The 19,138-nt window shown below is 68.7% G+C and carries 10 protein-coding genes; 4 read left to right on the top strand and 6 right to left on the bottom strand.

Annotation, left to right across the window (positions count from 1 at the left end):
* Window positions 1–240 precede the first annotated feature (240 nt).
* The 4 genes from J2850_RS27995 to J2850_RS28010 form a co-directional block, all read right to left on the bottom strand.
* On the bottom strand, window positions 241–1,797 hold the full coding sequence (locus J2850_RS27995; RefSeq protein WP_209989698.1) for an ABC transporter substrate-binding protein: 1,557 nt from the start codon (window positions 1,795–1,797) through the stop codon (window positions 241–243).
* A 159-nt stretch (window positions 1,798–1,956) separates the two neighbouring features.
* Window positions 1,957–2,811, bottom strand: coding sequence for a ParB/RepB/Spo0J family partition protein (locus J2850_RS28000; RefSeq protein ID WP_209989702.1), 855 nt, complete (start codon window positions 2,809–2,811; stop codon window positions 1,957–1,959).
* Window positions 2,801–3,823, bottom strand: a complete 1,023-nt coding sequence (locus tag J2850_RS28005; protein WP_209989705.1) for an AAA family ATPase — start codon at window positions 3,821–3,823, stop codon at window positions 2,801–2,803. The genes J2850_RS28000 and J2850_RS28005 overlap by 11 nt, the downstream gene beginning before the upstream one ends.
* A 119-nt stretch (window positions 3,824–3,942) precedes the next feature.
* Window positions 3,943–4,890 carry a replication initiator protein A gene (locus J2850_RS28010; protein WP_209989707.1) on the bottom strand — a complete coding sequence of 316 codons (948 nt, stop codon included), beginning with the start codon at window positions 4,888–4,890 and terminating at the stop codon, window positions 3,943–3,945.
* Window positions 4,891–5,971: 1,081 nt separating this feature from the next.
* On the opposite strand from J2850_RS28010, the gene J2850_RS28015 reads away from it, so the two are divergent.
* The 4 genes from J2850_RS28015 (at window position 5,972) to J2850_RS28030 (ending at window position 12,229) form a co-directional block, all read left to right on the top strand.
* Entirely contained in the window at window positions 5,972–6,823 is an 852-nt protein-coding gene (locus J2850_RS28015) for a helix-turn-helix domain-containing protein (protein ID WP_209989710.1), read from the top strand.
* Between the two features lie 566 nt (window positions 6,824–7,389).
* Window positions 7,390–10,038, top strand: a complete 2,649-nt coding sequence (locus J2850_RS28020) for a tetratricopeptide repeat protein (protein WP_246513663.1) — start codon at window positions 7,390–7,392, stop codon at window positions 10,036–10,038.
* Window positions 10,035–11,207: a glycosyltransferase family 9 protein gene (locus J2850_RS28025; protein ID WP_209989715.1), complete on the top strand. Its 1,173-nt coding sequence runs from the start codon at window positions 10,035–10,037 to the stop codon at window positions 11,205–11,207. Before J2850_RS28020 ends, J2850_RS28025 begins: the two co-directional genes overlap by 4 nt.
* Window positions 11,204–12,229: a hypothetical protein gene (locus J2850_RS28030; protein ID WP_246513665.1), complete on the top strand. Its 1,026-nt coding sequence runs from the start codon at window positions 11,204–11,206 to the stop codon at window positions 12,227–12,229. Before J2850_RS28025 ends, J2850_RS28030 begins: the two co-directional genes overlap by 4 nt.
* 156 nt (window positions 12,230–12,385) lie before the next feature.
* On the opposite strand, the gene J2850_RS31905 is transcribed toward J2850_RS28030, so the two are convergent.
* Together J2850_RS31905 and J2850_RS28040 are read right to left on the bottom strand one after the other, a co-directional pair.
* Window positions 12,386–13,663 (bottom strand): glycosyltransferase family 61 protein, encoded by a 1,278-nt coding sequence (locus J2850_RS31905; RefSeq protein ID WP_209989719.1) that lies wholly within the window; start codon window positions 13,661–13,663, stop codon window positions 12,386–12,388.
* 317 nt (window positions 13,664–13,980) lie between these two features.
* On the bottom strand, window positions 13,981–18,813 hold the full coding sequence (locus J2850_RS28040; RefSeq protein ID WP_209989721.1) for an NAD-glutamate dehydrogenase: 4,833 nt from the start codon (window positions 18,811–18,813) through the stop codon (window positions 13,981–13,983).
* Window positions 18,814–19,138 lie beyond the last annotated feature (325 nt).

Consider the following 19,138-nt stretch of genomic DNA (forward strand, 5'->3'; position numbering starts at 1 on the left):
TGCCTCCGCGAAGCCAAGGCCGCAGACTGCCTCCGCGAAGCCAAGGCCGCAGACTGCCTCCGCGAAGCCAAGGCCGCAGACTGCCTCCGCGAAGCCAAGGCCGCAGACTGCCTCCGCGAAGCGCGGACCATGCGCGACGCCGGCTGACAAACAGCAGCGTCCAAGAAAAAGCCCCTGCCCGCTTCCGCGGACAGGGGCTTTTTCTTGTTGCCGAGCCGTTATCCGGTTCGCCCTTCCGCATCAGCCGAAATTCAGGCCACCGAAGGGAGTGATGAAGTTGTCGCTCAACACATTGCCGCGCAAAGCCACATAGTCCGGCACCACCAGCGGGATCACTGGCAGTTCGTTCATTACGATGCGTTCGGCATCCTTGTAGATCTCTGCACGACGGACGGGGTCCGGCATCGCCATGGCCTGCTGGATCAGGTCGTCGTAGGTGGGATTGGACCATCCCACCGGATTGAACCGGCTCCGGCTGGTGAACAGTTCATCGAGGAAATTCATCGGATCGGGATATGTCGCCGTCCAACCGAACAGGAAGGCATCGTAGTCGCGCCGCCGCGACCGGGCGATGAACTCGTCCCGTGGTGCCGTCACCAACCTAGCGGGAATCCCGGCATTGTTCCATTGCGAGACGTAATAGACGAACTCCCGGCGGTATTCTGGAAGCACGGCCACGCTGAAGGGCTCCATGCCACGGCCCTCCGGAAACCCGGCATCCTTCAGGAGCTTGCCGGCGAGCGCCGGGTCGTAGGTCAGCGGCATCAGCTTGTCGTTCGACAGCAAGGCCGGCGGAACGACGCCCTTGTGGACCGTGGCGACGCCGCGGAAGAACCGCTCCGCCATCGCTTCGCGGTCGATCAGCAGCGACATCGCCTGGCGCACGCGCAGATCGGTGAATGCCTTCACACGGCGCTGGTCGAGCGCCAAGACCCGCATCTGCATCCGCTGCACGTTGGACAGCGAGCGTTTGAACCCCGGGTCGTCGATCACGCCGCGCAAGGCATCGGTGTCGACGAAGGTGAAGTCAACTTGGCTGTCGTTGAACAGCGTGATGCCGTCATTGCCGACGCCGGTGGCGAGGAAGGAAACCTGATTGAAGGGTACGCCGCCGCCCCGCCACTGCGGATTGGCTTCAACGTCGATACGGATGCCTTCGGCCGCACGGACCAGCCGATAGGGACCGGTGCCGGCCGACATGCTGCGGAACCAGGTCGGGCCGGCCTGCTGCGCGGCATCCACATCGACGATGTTGAACCGGGCGAAGGGGAAGATGGCGCACGGCTCGTCGCAGATCACCTCAACCGTATGCTCGTCCAGCACGGAAACGCCGGCGAGCTCCTGGGTGCTGCGGGTACGCAACGCCTGGAAGCCCTTTACCTTGGACAGCGCAAGCACCGCAAAGTTGGCTCCTTCCGTCGCCAGAGCCGCCTCGAAGCTCCGCTTGACGTCACGAGCGGTGAAAGGGCGCCCGGTATGGAACACCACACCCTCGCGCAGACGAAGCCGCCAGCGGCGGGCATCCTCGGATGCGTCCCAAGCGACGGCGAGCCCGGGCAGAATGCGGCCATTGGCGTCGACCGTCGTCAAACTCTCATACATTGCACCCAGGACCTGCCGGGCCACGAGATCGCTGACTGTCAACGGATTCAGCGCGCCGGGCAGGGCCTTGACCCCGATCCGCAAGACACCGTCGGGTGCCGCCAAGCTGCTCGCCGCCCCAAGGCCCGACAGGGCTGCCGCTCCGGCAAGGCTACCGGCGAGACCGAGGAAACGTCGTCTTGGCACGGCCGGCATGATGGTTCCCGGAGCGTCGGTGTCGAATACCCGTTACCAATAGCATGGCGGCGCGTGTCCGGTCACCCGACCCGGCCGGCCTCCTTTCGCGTTCGAAAGCAACTCCTCCGCGCACAAAAATTTGCGGGCAACCCATGCGTGCTTTCGCTCTCGAAAGCCTCAGGTCCCCAGTAAACCGTCGATGCGGTCGCGCAGGGCCTGCAGCCGTTCGCGATGCTCCCGCTGCAAGGCGTGGGAGGCGCTGCCGATGGCAGCCAGATCCTTGTCCATCCGGTTGATCGCCTTGCCCAGCAGGCGGTACGGCTCCGCCGAACTCGACGCCGCCGGCCGGGCCGCACGCACGGCACCCACCGTGAGCCCTCCGGTCCGCGCCGTCTGCCACAGGCGGCGAAGCTCGGCCTCGTCCTCGACGAAGGCCAGTTCGACCAGCGCCGATCTCGACACCGCCTCGGGATTGGCCCGGTATTCGGCGAGGATGTCCTCGGGCAGGCGCAGCACCTTCAGCCGCTTCGACACCTCGGCCTCCGAACAGCCGACCGCCGCAGCGACCTCCGTCTGGGTATAACCATGGGCCTCGATCAACTGGGACAGGCCGCGGGCGAGATCGATGGCGTCCAGATCAACACGCTGGACGTTCTCGATCAGCGCGATCTCTTCAGGGCGGCCCTTGGTGATGATGGCGGCGATGGTCCCGCGGCCGAGCAGGCGGTGGGCACGCAGCCGCCGCTCGCCGGCCACCAGCCGGTAGCGCCCTTTCTCGGCACCCTCCTGGACCAGCACGGGCTGCTGCAACCCGTGGCGGGCGATGGAGTCGGCCAGCGAGCGCAGGGAGTCGTCGTCGAACACCGTGCGCGGCTGGCCGGGATTGACCTCGATGGCATCCAGGTCGGCCTCGACGATGCGGGGAAGCACTCCACTCAACCCGAACAGCCGGTCGGTCTCGGCGGCAAAGCCGGCTTCCTTGGCCTGTAGAACGGTGGCGGCGGTCTGGCGGGTCAGCTTTTTAGGCGGCATCGGCGGTCTCCTGCAGGCGGCCCATGGCGGTCAGCAAGGCGGTGGCGATGGCGGCATAGCTCTCCACGCCCGGCGCGCCGATATCCGCATCCAGGGTGATGACGTTTGCGCCTGCCGCCTGGGCGTAGATGGTGGCGCGCGGCACCGGCGGGAAAACCTTCCGGTCCTCGCCCCACAGGCGCTGAATGTCCTCCAGAGAGGAGCGGTCCTGGGTCTGGCGCGGGTTGACCATGGTCGGCAGGATCCCGAGCACCTGCAGCCGCGGGTTCAGCCGACGCTGGATCTTGGCGACGGTGTCCAGAAAGGCGCTGACGCCCAGGATGGCATGCGGCTCGGCTTGGCAGGGCACCAGGACGTAATCGGCGGCGGTCAGCGCATTGATCGTCACCGCCCCAAGGTTCGGTGCGCAGTCGATCACGATGACGTCGTAGCGCGCCCGCACCCCGTCCAGGAGTTCCGCAAGCGCGGTCTGGGCGTTGGTCAGATTGCCCGGCAGCTCGGTGTCGGCGCTTGCCAACGCGATGCTGGAAGGCACCACGTCGAGCCCCTCGACGCCGGTGGCAAGGATCACTTCGTCCAGCGCGGTCTTGCCCATCAGCGCATGGTACAGCACCCGGCCGGCCTCGGTCAGGGCGACGACGTCACCCTGGGGTACGCCGACATGGACGGTGGCATTGCCCTGGGGATCGGCGTCCACCAGCAGGACCCGGTTGCCCGCCCGAGCCAGCATGTAGGCGAGGTTGATCGACGTCGCGGTCTTGGCCGTGCCGCCCTTCTGCAATCCGACGGCGACGGTGGTACCGGGACGGGGCAGGGGGCTTTCCGGCTGCTCCAGCTCCAGCAGCAGCAGGCGGCCCAGCACGTCGCGGGGCAGGGCCTCCTTGCCGGTTTCCCACTTGCTCAGCCGCTGCTTGTCGTACTTGCGCCCGGTCAGCGTGTTGACGAGCGCCGCCATCTGCGTCTGGGTCAGGCCGCGCCGTTCCCGCAACGCCTTCAACCGATCCCCTGTCACGACCCGTCCTCCTGCCCCGGCTCCGGTTGCGGCGAACCTATCAAGTCGTCGCGACTCCGGCAACAGGTGTCTACCGAAAGGACGGGCAGAGGGATTCCGATGGGTTTCAGGCAGTCCGATCAGACGGTTTCATCATACTCGACCTTCGGCACGTCGATCCAGGAAGGCGGCTGTCCCTGGCTCTTGCGCCAGAACACCACCGGAAGGTCGGCATTCAGCACGCGGCCCAGCACCGCCCCACGCGCCTTCATCGTCTCCTTGTATTCCGCCGTCTCGACGATGCGCACGCCATAGCCCGGAATGCGGTCGGCGGCGAGCACCGGTCCCAGCGCGTTCTTGAACTTGCGCAGATCGTTGTCGGAGCCGACCCGCTTGCGCAGCGGCTCCAGCGCCATCCAGAACGCGTGGCCGCGGGCCAGATGGGCGCGGGCGATCTCGTAGAGCCGCTTTTCCACCGGCTTCAGCGCGAAATACTGATCGTCGTAGCTCAGCAGATTGTGGCCCAGCGCCGCGCGGGTGACCCAGCCCGACAGCGTCAGCTTCAGGCCGCGCACCGCCTTCTCGCCATCCTTCTTGCGCTGGTACAGCAGCTTGTAGTCGGAAATCCAGGAGAAGGCACCACTCTCGCCCTCGCCGCCGGTTTCCAGGTTGGTCTTGATCTGCGTGCCCTGCAACCGCTCCAGCGCCCCCTCGATCTTGTCGTAGGCGCTCCCGCCGGCGGTCTTGCCGACGATCCGCTGCAGGTCGCTGGTGGTGAAGTGAAGCTCTCCCAGCTTCGACGGCCCCTTGCCGTTCTCCATCTTCTCCCGCAGCAGCGAGATGGCGTAGAGCAGGACCGCCTTGTCCCAGATCGTGGCGACGCCGACGTTCTTCGGAGCCCGAACCTCGATCCGCACCTTGCCGTCATCGTAGGTCGGCAGCGCCTCCACCTTGTCCTTCGACAGGCCGAACAGGCTGTAGACCATCATGTGGCGGTCGTTCTGGACGTCGCCGGTGAGCGGGGAATCCAACCGCAGAGCCAATTGCAGCGGCCGGTCGAGCAGCTCGGCATTATCGGTCTGGGTCATTGCGTATCTCCGTGGGCCGGCCATCCGGGTCGAAAAGCCACAGGGTGTGTGACGATGGGCATGGGGTTGAGACATGGGTTCAGTTCATAATCCACAAGCCCGCCGCCCGGTTCCACAGCTCCGGCTCAAACGTCGCCGTTCTGCCGAAAGATTCCCCCGCGGGCGGCGTGACGGCCGGGAAAGTGTCGCCGTTCTGCCAGTTTTTCACCGCCCACATCGCGCCATGCGCTCGCGAACGGCCGAGGTGCGCACCGCAGGACTGGAAAGGCCGAGCGTCTCCGTTCTGCCGTGACGGCAGCGGGCCAGCCGGCAGAGCCATCCAGTAAGTCATTGAAAAACATAGACACATCAACGCCGTGCCCCTTCAGCGCGGCGCCCGCCGCCCTGCAGGCACGGCATCGACTGGCAGAACGGCGACGTTCCCCGATCCCGATTCAGCCCCGATTCCCGGCCGATTCCCGGTCATGAGGGACGGCGGCAGGGCGGGAGGTCACTGATCTTTCGGCAGAACGGCGACATTCGACCGGCATGAGTGGGCGGCGGGCTGCTGGCGAGGGCAGGAATCTTTCGGCACAACAACGACGTTTCTTCCCGAATCTCTCGGCACAACGACGACACTCGACACGCGCCCTCCATCGCTCCCTTCAAACAGCTCATTGATTCCGCAGCAAAAATCACGGTCTTCCTTCATGCCTGGCCTTATCGGCGCCGTTTTTCCAAGACCGTGGACAGCGGCATGACGGGACGTACACATTTCAAAAACGGGCGGAAACCGCCCTGACACCATCATCGTGCGCGCCTGCCGGAAGCGGCCGGCGCCACGGGTTCTCGCACCGCGAAGGAGAGCGGCATGACGTAACGGAGGGAAACCGACCTCCGCAAACACAAAAGGCCCGGATTGCTCCGGGCCCTTCGTGTCGGACGGAGGAGACCGAGGGATGCTCGGCCGCCCCACATCTGGCTGTTTGGCGACTCCATGATGTCAGGGCAGGCACGCAAAGCCAAGCGGATTCGATGCGAGTCCGTTCACGCTCCCTCTTTGTCTCCACCGCCCGCGGATCGACAGACAGACGGGTGAGTGATGAAGCCATACATCGACATGTACCGGCGCTGGATATCCGTACCCGGAATCCAGGCCGCTGACATCGCGGTGTTGTCCGCGCTCTACGCCCATGCCGACCGTGACGGTGTCTGCACCGCCACGCAGGGCGAGTTGGCGGAAGAACTCGGGCAAAGCCGCGCGTGGTTCAATGCCGTGCTGAAAGGGTTGCAGGAACCGGCGACCGCGCTGGTCTGCGCGCAGTCCCGCCGTGGCTTGCGCGGCTTCGCTTATCGGCTCTCGGACTTCGCAGCCGGCGCCGCAAGCGGCATCGGAGGCGCCGGTCCCGCCGACGCCTTCTGTCAGCCGGCTGACAGAAGCGGACCACAGGCCGGCTTCTCCTTGGAATCGGGGAATCCTGAATCCTCCTCCTTCCCTCCGCGGGGAGGGGCGGCGAGCGATCTCGGGACGAACGGGGCTGTCGGTCCGCTTCCATCGGACTGGCAGCCGGATGCTGCCGACCTCGCCTGGGCGTCCCAGCAACGTCCCGATGTCGATGCGGACCGGGTGACGCCGAAGTTCGTGGCCTGGTGCCGAAAGGCGCATCGCCGCAACGGCTACCGTCCGCCGGATCCCTCCGCCGCATGGCGTCGCTGGATCGCCCGCGAACTGGTGTCGCCGTCCCACCCCGAGCCGCCCGCCGCGTCAGCGCCTTCGGCTTCCATCCCCCCGTCCCGCCGGGAAGCACGCCATGACCTCCACCAAGACCGCCGTGCCATCCGCAGCAGCGATGCCCGCCCAGCCGGTCAGGCACGGACAGGGCAGCCCGTTGCCGCCGTCCGCAACCGCGAAACCCTTGCAGCGCTCCGCCTTCGCCTCGCTGGCCAGGCTTGATGCCGCCGATCTCCGCTTCGAGACCCAGGATCTCGAGGCGGATGAGATCGGTGTCCTCGCCGAGCGGGTCGAGCAGGCAATCGGCAGCGTCTGCGTGCCGATCGGGGTGGAGAATGTTCTGATCGGCCTCGAAAAGCTGGCGGACCGGTTCGCACTGGAGCTTCCGGACGCCGACCTGTTGGAGGCCGATGTCCGCGCCATGGCGGAGTGGCCGGCCGACCGCTGGATGGCGGCCTTCGATGCGGTGTGGGGCAGTTTCCGCAGCGGCTGGAGCCGCTTCCCCACATTGGGGGATTTCCGCGAAGCCCTGGGCGCGGTGCCGGCGCCCGCCGACGCGCGTGCGGTGGACGACCTGCGGCGGCTTGCCGCCAGGTTGCGGCAGGAGCAGCAGTTGCGGATCCGCACCGAGGAGCAGCGCCGCCGTTCCCGCGCCCGCGAGACGGACTTGGCCGAGCGGCAGCGCCGGCTGGCGGCTGGCGCGGATCCGCTCCCGGTGCCGCCGCTGTTGCAATCGGCGGCTGGCGCCCAGCATTATCCGGTTGACCACCGAAGAATGCAGGCCGCGGATGAAATCCACCCCTCGCCAGACGCCGTCCGCCGATCCGCAGGTCCTGCTGGGCCGTGCGGTCGGACTGCACCAGAACGGACAGTTGGCGGAGGCTGCGGCCCTCTACGACCAGGTGCTGCGGCGGCTGCCGAAGCAGGCGGATGCGCTGCACCTGTCGGGGCTGATCAAGGCGCAGACGGGTGCGCTGGGGGAGGGAATCGAGCGGATCCGGCTGGCGGTGAGAGCGGATGGCCGGCAACCGTTGTTCCATGCCAACCTGGGTCGCCTGCTGGAAGCGGCGGAGCGCTGGCAGGAGGCGGCGATGGCCTTCGGCAACGCCGGGAGGCTGACGCCCTTGGACCCGGCCTTGCCGCGGATGGAGGCGGCGGCCTGGATGCGGGCCGGTTGCCCGGATCCGGCAGCACGGGCGCTGCGGCGGGCGATGATGCTGGAGCCGGCGGATGCGGGAAGCGCATCCGACCTCGGCGATGCGCTGTACGATGCCGGCCGCTTCCTGCCGGCCGCCGACTGGTACGGTCGCGCCTCCACACTGGAGCCTCAACGGATCCTGGCCGCCTTCAACCACGGTGCGGCCCTGCGCGACGCAGGGTGCCTGCCGACGGCAGCGGCGGCCTTCCGGGCGACTGCGTTGCGCGCGCCGATGATGGCCGAACCCCTGGAGCAGCGGGCGGGGATCTGCCGGCGGCTCGGCGACGGCACGGCCGCAGCGGCCGCCGCAAGCCGTCTGCTCGTCCTGAACCCGGGCAGCGCGGAGGCTGTCAGGACGCTGGCCGCGCTGCAGGGCACGTCGGGGAACGGCGACTGGCTGACACGGGCGGTAGCGCTCGACCCGCTGGCGGAGGACATGGTTCTCGCCCTGGCCGCGCGCCTGTACGGGAGCGGGCGGCCGGCCGCAGCGGAACGCGGCTACCGCCGGGCATTGGAACTGGCGCCAGGCTCCGGGCTTGCCTTGTCCGGGCTCGGCCTCTCACGGGCAGCCATCGGGGCGGCCATGGGGGCGGACGGGCCGATGCCACCGGCCCTGCGGGCGGTGCGTGCCCAACCGCTGGATGCCGTTCTGGCGGCCAATGCCGGATCCGCGATCCATCTGACCGGTTCCAGGGCGCAGGCGCTGGCCTGGTACAGGCGGGCGCTGGTCCTGGAGCCGGGCAATGCGGCGGCATGGGTGAATGTCGGCAAGCTCCGGCTCGACGAAAACGCCGCGGAGGAGGCGGTCGGACCGCTCGATCGGGCGCTGCGGCTGCGCGATCCGGAGCAGGCGGCGGCGGCGAACTCCAATCATGGTGCCGCACTGATGGCGCTCGGCCTGCACCGCGAGGCGGTGGCGGCTTTCCGTGCCGCGCTGGCCGTGGCGCCGATGGATGCGGCAATCCGGTCCAACCTGCTGTTCTGCCTGTGCTTCGACGACGGCGCGGATCCGGCGGAGGTCTTCCGCGAGCACCGCATGTTCGAACGGCATCTGCCGCCGGTTCCGGCGGTGCCGCACGCAGTGGAGCGTGGCGATCAGCATCGCCGCCTGCGCATCGGCTACCTGTCGCCGGACTTCCAGCGCTATCCGGGCCCGGGCTATCACTTCCTGCTGCCGCTGGTCGAGCGGCACGACCGGACGGCGGTGGAGGTGACCTGCTACCACAACGACCGCAGTCGGGATGCGGCGACCGGGCGGTTCCAGGCTGCCGCCGACCGGTGGCGCAGCGTCGCCGCCCTCCCGGACGAGGAACTCGACCGGCAGATCCGGGCCGACCGCATCGACATCCTGGTGGATGCCGGCGGCCACATGTCGCGCAACCGCATGACCCTGCTGGCGCGCCGCCCGGCGCCGCTCCAGATGAGCCTGCCGCTCTATCCGAACACCACCGGCCTGAGCGCCGTCGACTACCAATTCGCCGATCCCCGCATCGCCCCGCCGGGAGCGGATGCGCTGCACAGCGAAGCGTTGATCCGGCTTCCGGGTTGCGTGCTCTGTTACCGGCCCGGAGAGTCGGCCGTCGCGCCGCCGGACCGGCCGCCGCTGGAGCGCAACGGGCATGTCACCTTCGGGTCCTTCAACAACGTCACCAAGGTCAATGCCGCCACCATAGCCCTATGGTCGCGGCTGCTGGCAGCGGTGCCGACGGCCCGGCTGGTGCTGAAATGGCGCGGCCTCGGAACCGGCAGCGGCCTCGACCGCCGGCTGCTGTCCGCCTTCGCCCGGCATGGCATCGGGGCGGAGCGGCTGGACCTGCGCGGTCTTACCCCCGATCCGTACCAGGGCTACACCACGATCGACGTGGCCCTGGATCCGGTCTTCGCCAATGGCGGAACCACCATCTGCGATGCGCTGTGGATGGGCGTGCCGGTGCTGAACCAGAGCGGACCGACCAAGATCGGCCGCTGGGGAGCGACCCTGCTCTCTGCCGTCGGGCTGGAGGAGTTGGTGACGGCGGACGATGAATCCTACCTTGCGCAAGGCATCCGGCTTGCGTCGGACCGCTCCTTCCTCGATGCCTGCCGCGGCGGACTGCGCAGCCGGATGGCGGGGTCGGTCCTGATGGACGAGACCGCCTATGCCAGGGCCGTGGAGTCCGGCTATCGTGAGGCTTGGCGCCGTCGCTGCCGGGACCTGCCGCCAGCCCCCTTCGACGTGGCAGTGGACAGCGCTCCATGACGGCCGCGCCTCCTCCTTGCGACCTGTCGGCCATCGGCCGGATCCTGGTGGTCAAGCTCGACGAGGTCGGGGATTTCGTCCTGGCAACGCCTTTCCTGCGCGGCTTGCGCGCCGCCGCGCCGCAGGCACGCATCCTGCTGGCGGTGCGCGAGGCGGTGGCGGATCTGGCGGCGACATGCCCGTGGGTGGACGGCGTGGTGGCTCCCCGGCCGAAGGAGGGCGGCGGCATCGACTTCCGCGGCATCACGCCCGGGGGGCTGGCGCGCTTTGCCGAATGCTACCGGGTCGGCTTCGATTTGGTGGTGGTGCCGCGCTATGATTTCGACCGGCACGGGGCGGTGACGCTTGCCGCCAACAGCCGCTCTCCGCTGGTCGTCGGGTTCTCGGAGCGGGTGACGCCCTGGAAGGCCGAAGGCAACCGCGGCTTCGACCGCGCCTTCAGCCATGTGCTGGCCCCGCCACCGGGACGGCACGAGGTCGAGCAGAACGCCGCCCTGCTGGAGTTCCTCGGCGCCCCGCCGGATCTTGGTCCGCCAGCGTTGGCGCTGACGGACGGGGATCGGGCGGAGGCGGCACGCCTGGTCGGTGGGGCAGGGGGACCGCGCGATCTGCTGGTTGTGGCCCCCGGGGCCGCCAGCCCGCGGCGGGAATATCCGGCCGATCGGCTTGCCGTCGCCGTCGCCCGTCTCGCAGCGGCGCTCGACGCCCATGTGGCGGTGCTGGGCACAGCCGCCGAGCGGAAGGCGGCGGTGCTGATCGGCGCCGCGCTGGGCGACGGGCCGGGTGGGGGGCAGGGCGGCGGCTTCACCGATCTCACCGGCGCCACCGGACTGCGTGTCGCCGCCGCAGTGCTGGAGCGGGCGTTCCTGGCGGTTGCCATGGACTCCGCGCCCGCCCATCTGGCCGCCGCGGTGGGCACGCCGGTGGCGGTCTTCTCCTGCCATCCCCTGGACGGCGACCCGACCCATGTCCACGCGCCGGACCGCTTCCGGCCCTGGACGGGCGGCGCGCAGGGCGGTCGGGTGCTCGTGCTGCGCCCGGATGCGGCGCTTGCACCTTGCGCCACCTCCTGCCTTGCGGCCGAGGCGCACTGCATCGCCACCATCGATCCGACGGCGGCGGCGGAGCGCATCGTCGCCTTCACCGAAGCCGCCCGGAAGGGGGAATGATGAGCGACCCGACCATCCACGTCTCCTTCCCGCAGCCGCCCGACGCCTTCCCGGGGAAACTGCACTGGCATGCGCAGATCAGCCGCTATGTCTACGGCGCCCTGTCCGACCGCTTCGGCGCGCGTGTCCGTTTCTCGCCCTGGTCGGCCCCGCTGGACCCGGCGGGACGGGACGTGCTGGTGTCCTTCCTGCCTCATCCGGCATTGGAACATTGGAAACGCTCCGTCCTGATCGAGAACTCGAACTTCGACGTCGACAAATGGCGCTTCGCCGCCTTTCGCCGCCATGGGCTGGAGGCGCCGGTGGACTCCGTTCGCGAGACCGGGGAGTGGCTGCGCCACCAATACGCGCTGTTGGTCCTGAGCAACGATGTCGCCATCCGCCGCGTCGCGGCCGGCGATCCCCTGGTCGCCGCCTGCCATGACCATATGGCGGGGCTTGCCCGCCATTTCTCGGTGCATCCGCACCCGATCGACAAGGTGGAATTCTCCCGGCTTGCCGGCGCTTTTCCGTTGCCGCCCAAGGTGCGCATGCTGGTCTATCACGGTGGGCCGCGCAAGAATTCGGCCGAGCTGATCGCCACGTTGCGGGATATCGGCCTGCAGGAGAACAGCGACTTCAGCGTCGCCGCCTACGTTCCCAAGGATCGCGTCGACCTGATGAGCTTCCTGCGGCAGAACTTCCTCGTGGTCGCCAACACCTCCTACTCGGAGACAGGACCAATCAACATGATCGAGTATCTGCTGTCCGGCTTTGCCATCTACGGCCATGACGACTGGTGGGACGGGGCCGGCAATCCGCGCTTCACCTGGTCCTACGACCCCGCGGCGCAGCCGGCCAACCGCGCGGGACTGTTGCATATCTTCCATGAACTCGGCCCTGCCGGCGTTGCTGCGGAGCGGGACCGCGTCCGCGCCGCCTTCCTGGACCGCACCGACAATGACTGGCCGGCCTTGCTCGGGCCGTTGTGCCGGCATGTGGAGGCTCTGCTGGAGTCCGATCATCCGGGACGGGTGGGGTAGGGGCAACAACCAGCGCTGTCGGGAGGATTTTATCGCCAAGGTTGCTTTCGAACGCGAAAGCATGTTCTCCACCGTTGACGGAGCCGGGAAGTTCCGGAGGTTGGAGGAAGAGGCTGTGCCGACGGGCGACGCCACCGCGGTGGCGTCGCGCACGGGTCAGAAGCCGCAGGTGAGAGCGGTGTGCACCAGCGCCGTCAGGCGGCGGGTGTCGCAGGTGAAGGGCACGTCTTGAGGCGCCTGTCCGGGAACGGCCGGAGAGGACGGACAGACCAGCCGGTAATAGGGTTGGCCGATGATTGCCGCCACCTTCCGGTAACAGCCGAACACGTCTTCTGCATCGCTGTTGCACACGTCGCTCATGATCTCGACGATGCGTGTGCCGGAAGGAGCGAACACGAGGTTCGCCAGTCCCGCACCATGTGCGGCAACCACGATGTCCGCCTCCTCGAACAGGCGGCGCTGCTCCGTGATCGGCAGGCCGTCGAGGACGACCGTCTCGAACCCGTGGGTGGCCAACGTGGCGGAGACAGCCTCCTGATTGGCAAGGCGGACGGCAATTTCCGGGCCTGGGCGACGGCCGACGAAAATCCGCCGATGCCCGGGCGCTGCCCGGCGGGGCAGCCCGAGGCGGCGGCGCAGGATGGTGAGGCTGAGCGGCAAGGGAAGCTTGGCCGGAAGGACCGGAGCCTCCAGGGTGGCTGAGAAGAGAGGATCGGGAACGTGCCGGTCGAGCAGGATGAACCGTGACGGGTCGATCCCGAAGCAGCGGCACAACGCGTCCTGCGCCGGTCCGAAGCGGTGCAGGACGACCGGCAGGCCGGCCAGAGCCTCGATTTGTCCGGCCATGATGATCAGCGGAAGGTGATCGACGATGAAATGGTAATGGTTGGTCTGCCCGCCGACGAACAGGCAGGGCCCCCGGACCACGGCACGCTCCCCGGGGAGCGCGAACACGCCGAAGCGGTGATGGGGATCCAGGTATGGGTTGAGCGGGCTGGGGGACAGCAAACGAAGCCACGACGAGTCCCGGACCAGCAGCCGCCCGTCCGTCGTGAAGAGATCATGCCCGTTGTCCTTGCCCCCGAACGTGACGAACCGGATGGTCAACAGAGGGGCGCGGTAGAACAGGGCGAGGTCGGCGTGGGACTTCCGTCCACTGCCGTAGGTCATCCCGTGGAAAATGTCCGGGGTCAGTCCGGGATCGCCCAACCGGTAGACATCCTGCTCCGGGAAGGCTGCATTCAACGGCGACAGTGCTGCGACCTGATGCTGCAAGCCGCCGGCCGTCAAGGTCAGGCGTTGCGCGCGGGAGGCTTCGAATGCCTGCGCATCCTCCAGGATGCGGCCGATCTCCGTCCAGCCCGCGGTGCCTCGTGTGCTCAGAATGCTGCGGAATTGGTGTGCGATCTGTGCTGGATCATACGGAATCGCCACGGTTCGATTTCCCGGCAGGCTGCCCCGGACCGGCGTCAAGGCAGGAATGGACGGCGGAGCGCCTTGCCGCGCCGATGCCGGGAGAAGACCACAAGCCCGGATGATCCTGCAATCCCGGCTTGGCTCGCGGGCCGGCCGGCCTATGGGCTGGAAAGAAAATAGGCGGATCCCGCCCGCATCCGCGGGAAGGATCCGCCCGAGGCAAGGAGACACAGCAACCATCGCCCGAACGTGCCGGAAGGGCGAGGGTGCCCCGGCCGGCCCGGTGGCGCGGGAAACGCCGCCGGACCGGCCGGGCCGAGCCGTCTCCCGTCCCGTCAGCCGGCGATCAGGCCGCGCAGTTGCCGGTTCGCCACCGCGAGCATGGCGAGGTCGATGGCCGGCTGGGCGCGCAGCTCGGCCAGGAGTTGCTCAACCCGCTCCACCACGAGATGGCGGCTGGCGATCCAGGCATCGACCGCAGCGGACTCGTCGCCTTCGCTTTCCAGCACCCGCACCGTCAGCGCGCTCTGGTGCGCGAACAGGTCGTCGACGATGGCGGCGACCGCCTGACGCTGCCAGTGGTTGTCCACCTTGGCGCCGCTGGCACGATCGCGCAGCCATTCCAGGCCGAAACGCCGTCCCAGCCCGAAATAGACCGATGCCACCCCTTCCACCGCGCGGCCGGTGCGCTCGGCGATGCGCACGAGGTCGGGGGCGGCGGCCAGCACCGGCAAGGCGGCGACCCGGCGGGCCAGATCCTCCGGCACCCCCTGGGCCATGGCGTCGGAGACCCGCACGGCCAGCCGCGCGGCTTCCTCGGCGTCGAGGAAGCGGTCCAGCCCGGCGGCCAGCGCCTCCACGCCCGGACGGAAGGCGGCGGATTCACGGCCGAGGTCGAGCGGGTGCGGGCTGTGGGCAAGGAACCAGGCGACCGCCCGCTCCATCAGGTGGACCGTCTCGAGGATCAGGCTGGTCTGCAGCGCCGCCGGCACCTTGGTGTCCAGTGCATCGACGGCGTCCCACAGCGGGCGGAGCTGGAAGACGTCGCGGGTGATCGCATAGGCGCGTGCGACATCCGCCGGGCCGAGGCCGGTCTTCTCCACCATGTCGCGGACAAAGGTCGGGCCGACGCGGTTGACCAGGCTGTTGGTCACCGCCGTCGCCACGATCTCGCGGCGCAGCCGGTGGCGGAAGATCGCCTCCTTCTGGCCGTCGCGCAGCGGCTGCGGGAAGTAGCGCAGCAGGTCCTCGACCGTCGCCGGATCGTCCGGCAGCTCAGACGCCAGCAGGTCGTCGTAGAGCGTGATCTTGGCATAGGCCAGCAGCACCGCCAGTTCCGGCCGGGTCAGTCCGCGGCGCTCGGCCATGCGCTCCGCCAGCTCCTCGTCCGTCGGCAGATACTCGATCGCCCGGTTCAGGCGGCCGGTGCGCTCCAGGTTGCGCATGAAGCGGGACTGTGCCTCCAGCAGCGCCGCCCCCTGGGCCTCGGCGATGGTCAGTGCGCTCGACTGGCGGTAGTTGTCGGCGAGCACCAGCCCCGCCACCTCGTCGGTCATCGCCGCCAGCAGGGTGTCGCGCTGCTTCAGCGTCATGTCGCCCCGCGCCATGACGTCGCCCAGCAGGACCTTGATGTTCACCTCGTGGTCGGAGGTGTCGACGCCGGCCGAATTGTCGATGGCGTCGGTGTTGAGCCGGACGCCCTTGCCGTCCCGACCCTTTTGGGCCGCCTCGATGCGGCCGCGCTGGGTGACGCCCAGGTTGGCGCCCTCGCCGACCACCTTGGCGCGGATCTGCCCGCCGTCGATGCGCAGCGCGTCGTTCGCCTTGTCGCCGGCCTCGGCGTTGGACTCCGTCGATGCCTTGACGTAGGTGCCGATGCCGCCGAACCACAGCAGGTCGACCTCGGCCGTCAGCAGCCGCCGGATCAGTTCGGCCGGCGACAGGTGGGCCTGTTCGATGCCGAAGCGCGCTCGCACCTCCGCCGTCAGCTCGACGGTCTTGGCGCTGCGCTCCACGATCATCGCGCCGGACGACAGCAGGGAGTGGTCGTAGTCGGCCCAGGACGAGCGGGGCAGGGCGAACAGGCGGTTGCGCTCCTCCCAACTGCGGGCGGCGTCGGGATCGGGGTCGAGGAAGATGTGACGGTGGTCGAAGGCGGCCAGCAGGCGGATGTGGCGGGACAGCAGCATGCCGTTGCCGAACACGTCGCCCGACATGTCGCCGACGCCGACCACCGTGAAGTCGGTGGTCTGGATGTCGGTGCCGATTTCGCGGAAGTGCCGCTTCACCGACTCCCAGGCGCCGCGGGCGGTGATGCCCATCGCCTTGTGGTCGTAGCCGGCGGAGCCGCCCGACGCGAAGGCGTCGCCCAGCCAGAAGCCGTAGTCGATCGACACGCTGTTGGCGATGTCGGAGAAGGTCGCGGTTCCCTTGTCGGCGGCGACCACAAGATAGGGGTCGTCGCCGTCATGGCGCACCACGTCCCTGGGCGGCACCACCGAGCCGTCGGCCGCCAGGTTGTCGGTGATGTCCAGCAGGCCGCGCATCAGCGTCTTGTAGCATTCGATGCCTTCGGCCAGTGCAGCCTCGCGCCCGGCGGACGGGGCAGGCGGGCGCTTGACGACGAAGCCGCCCTTGGAGCCGACCGGGACGATGACGGTGTTCTTCACCATCTGCGCCTTCATCAGGCCCAGGATCTCGGTACGGAAATCCTCGCGGCGGTCGGACCAGCGGATGCCGCCGCGGGCAACCTTGCCGCCGCGCAGGTGCACGCCCTCCATGCGCGGGCTGTAGACGAACACCTCGACCCAGGGCCGCGGCAGCGGCAGTTCCTCGACCGAGCCGCTGTCGAGCTTGACCGACAGGTGCGCCTTCGGCGCCCCGTCCGCCCCGGACTGATAGGCGTTGGTGCGCAGCGTGGCGCGGATCAGGTTGACGAAGCGGCGCAGGATGCGGTCGTCGTCCAGGTTGGTGACGGCGTCCAGCGCGTCCTCGATCTGCTCCAGGATGTGCCCCTCGTCCTCGCGCCTTGCCGGGTCGAAGCGGGCGGCGAACAGTCGGGCCAGCAGCCGCGCGGTCTGCGGGTGCGCGGCCAGCGTCGCCTCGATGGTGTCCTGGCCGTAGGTGAAACGGGCCTGCTTGAGGTATTTCGCATAGGCGCGCAGGACCGTGACCTCGCGGCCTGTCAGTCCGGCGCGCAGCACCAGCCGGTTGAAGCCGTCATCCTCCATCCGGCCGTCCCAGATGTCGGCGAACGCCTCCTGGAAGGTCTGCTTGATCTTGACGCAGTCGACCGAGGCGCCGGTCTGGCTGCGGGCGGCGAAGTCGTGGATCCACACCACCGGGGCGCCGCCGGCCGGGCGGACCTCGTAGGGCTGCTCGGTGATGACCTTCAGGTCCATGTGCTCCAGCATCGGCAGCACGTCGGACAGGGGTACCGGCCGGCCCTGGTGGTAGATCTTGACGTGCAGCTCGTCGCTCTCGGCCTCCAGCGGGTGGTACAGCACGATGCCGAGCCGCTGGTCGGCCAGGGCGCGCTCGATGCGGTCGATGTCGTGGACCGCGGTTTCCGCCGGGAAGGTCTCGCGGTAGCCGGCGGGGAAGGCGTCGGCGTAGCGGCGCAGCCGGCCCTTGCCGACCTCTTCGCCATGGGCCTCGACCAGGGCGTCGCGCAGCCGGTCGGCCCAGCTCCGCGAGATCTGCACCAGCCGGGTTTCCAGCTCGCCGACATCGACCGCGGGAACCTTCCCCGGCTCGGTCTTGACCATCAGGTGCACGCGGGCGAGGGCGCTGTCCGAGAGCTGCGTGTGGCTGGAGGCGCAGGCGCCCTGGAACGCCCCCTCCAGCACCGCCTGGATCCTCAGCCGCAGCGCCGTGTCGTACCGGTCGCGCGGCACGAAGACCAGGGCGGAGACGAAACGCTCGAAGGGATCGCGGCGGACGAACAGGGCCAGGCGTTGGCGTTCCTGCAGGTGCACGATGCCAAGAGCCGTCTCGAACAGCTCGTCGGACGGGGTCTGGAACAGCTCGTCGCGCGGATAGGTCTCCAGGATGTTCAGCAGCGCCTTGCCGTCATGGCCCTGGGGGTCGAAGCCGGCCCGCGCCATGACGCGGGCGACCTTGCGCCGCAGGAAGGGGATCTCGCGCGGGCTGCGGTTGTAGGCGACCGAGGTGAACAGGCCGACCGTCAGGGTGGCGCCTGTGACTCGGCCGGTGTCGTCGAAGCGCTTGACCAGGATGGCGTCGACGGGCACGGCGCGGTGCACGGTGGCCTGCCGGGTGCCCTTGGTGACCAGCAGCGCGCGCGGCTGGTTTAGGAAGGCGCGGATTTCGGCCGGCAGCACGGCGGCGTGGCCATGCTCGTCGAAGACGGTCACCTCCGGGTCGCGCAGGATGCCCTGTCCGCTCCCCTCGACCAGCTCCAGCCAGGGATCCCGGTGGTCGCCGCCGAAGGTGGCCGTGTATTGCCGGCACCCCAGCAGGGTCATGTTGCCGTCGTCGATCCAGGTCAGGAAGTCCGCGGCTTCCTTGGATTCCTCGGCGTCGGGCGCATGGGCGATGCCATCGCGGGCGGCGCGGACGCGCTCGCGCATCGGCTGCCAGTCCTCCACGGCGGCCCGGACATCGGCCAGGACCCGCTCGATCCCCTGCCGCAGGCGGGCCTGCGCGTCTGGGTCGGACAGCGGGTCGATCGAGCAATGCATGAACGACTCGTCGTGGGCGCCCTCCGGCCCGTCCTCGCCGGGCTCCAGCAGCTCGACGATCCTGCCGTCGGCATCACGCACGACGCGGGCCACGGGATGGATCACCAGATGGACGGCGACGCCCTGCCGGCTCAGCTCGGCAGTGACCGAATCGACTAGGAAGGGCATGTCGTCGTTGACGATCTCGACCACCGACCGTTCCGACTGCCACCCATGCTCGTCCAGCCTGGGGGCATAGACCCGCACCTTCGCAGTGCCGGGGCGGCGCTGCTGTCCCCACTGCCACATCGCGAGTGCCGCGCCGTAAAGCTGTTCCGGCGTGGCGCGCAGCAGGTCGTCCGGGGGCACGTTGGCGTAGAAGCGCTGAACGAAGCGCTCCGCCCGCGCGTTCGGAACCCGGCTGCGCACCAGTTCGGCCAGTTGCTGCCGCAAGTCGCCAGCCAGATCCTTGGTCGCCGTCCGCATGATGGTGCTCGTCTCCTCTCGGATTTCTTTGGATTGGTAGTACCACCCCCCATTCATCATTTCGACGGCAAATAAACGGCAGGATTTCTGACCAAGCGGTGAATCCTCCCTCTTTCGGATATTTTCCCAAAGATTCGCACGAGCTGGTGACATATTCGCCGAATTTATCCACGGCGTGTTCACAAGCCGCCCATCCCACATCCTGCGACATGCACGCGCAGTGCCGATTGGTCGCACCCGGGAGCCGGCCGCCCGGCCACCGGTCCGGCACCGGGGCGACTCGATTCACGGAATTGCCGCCGCCGTCGCCTGCTCACGGCGGCAG

Origin of the sequence: Azospirillum picis (assembly GCF_017876115.1) — a bacterium.
GTDB classification, from domain to species: Bacteria; Pseudomonadota; Alphaproteobacteria; order Azospirillales; family Azospirillaceae; genus Azospirillum; species Azospirillum picis.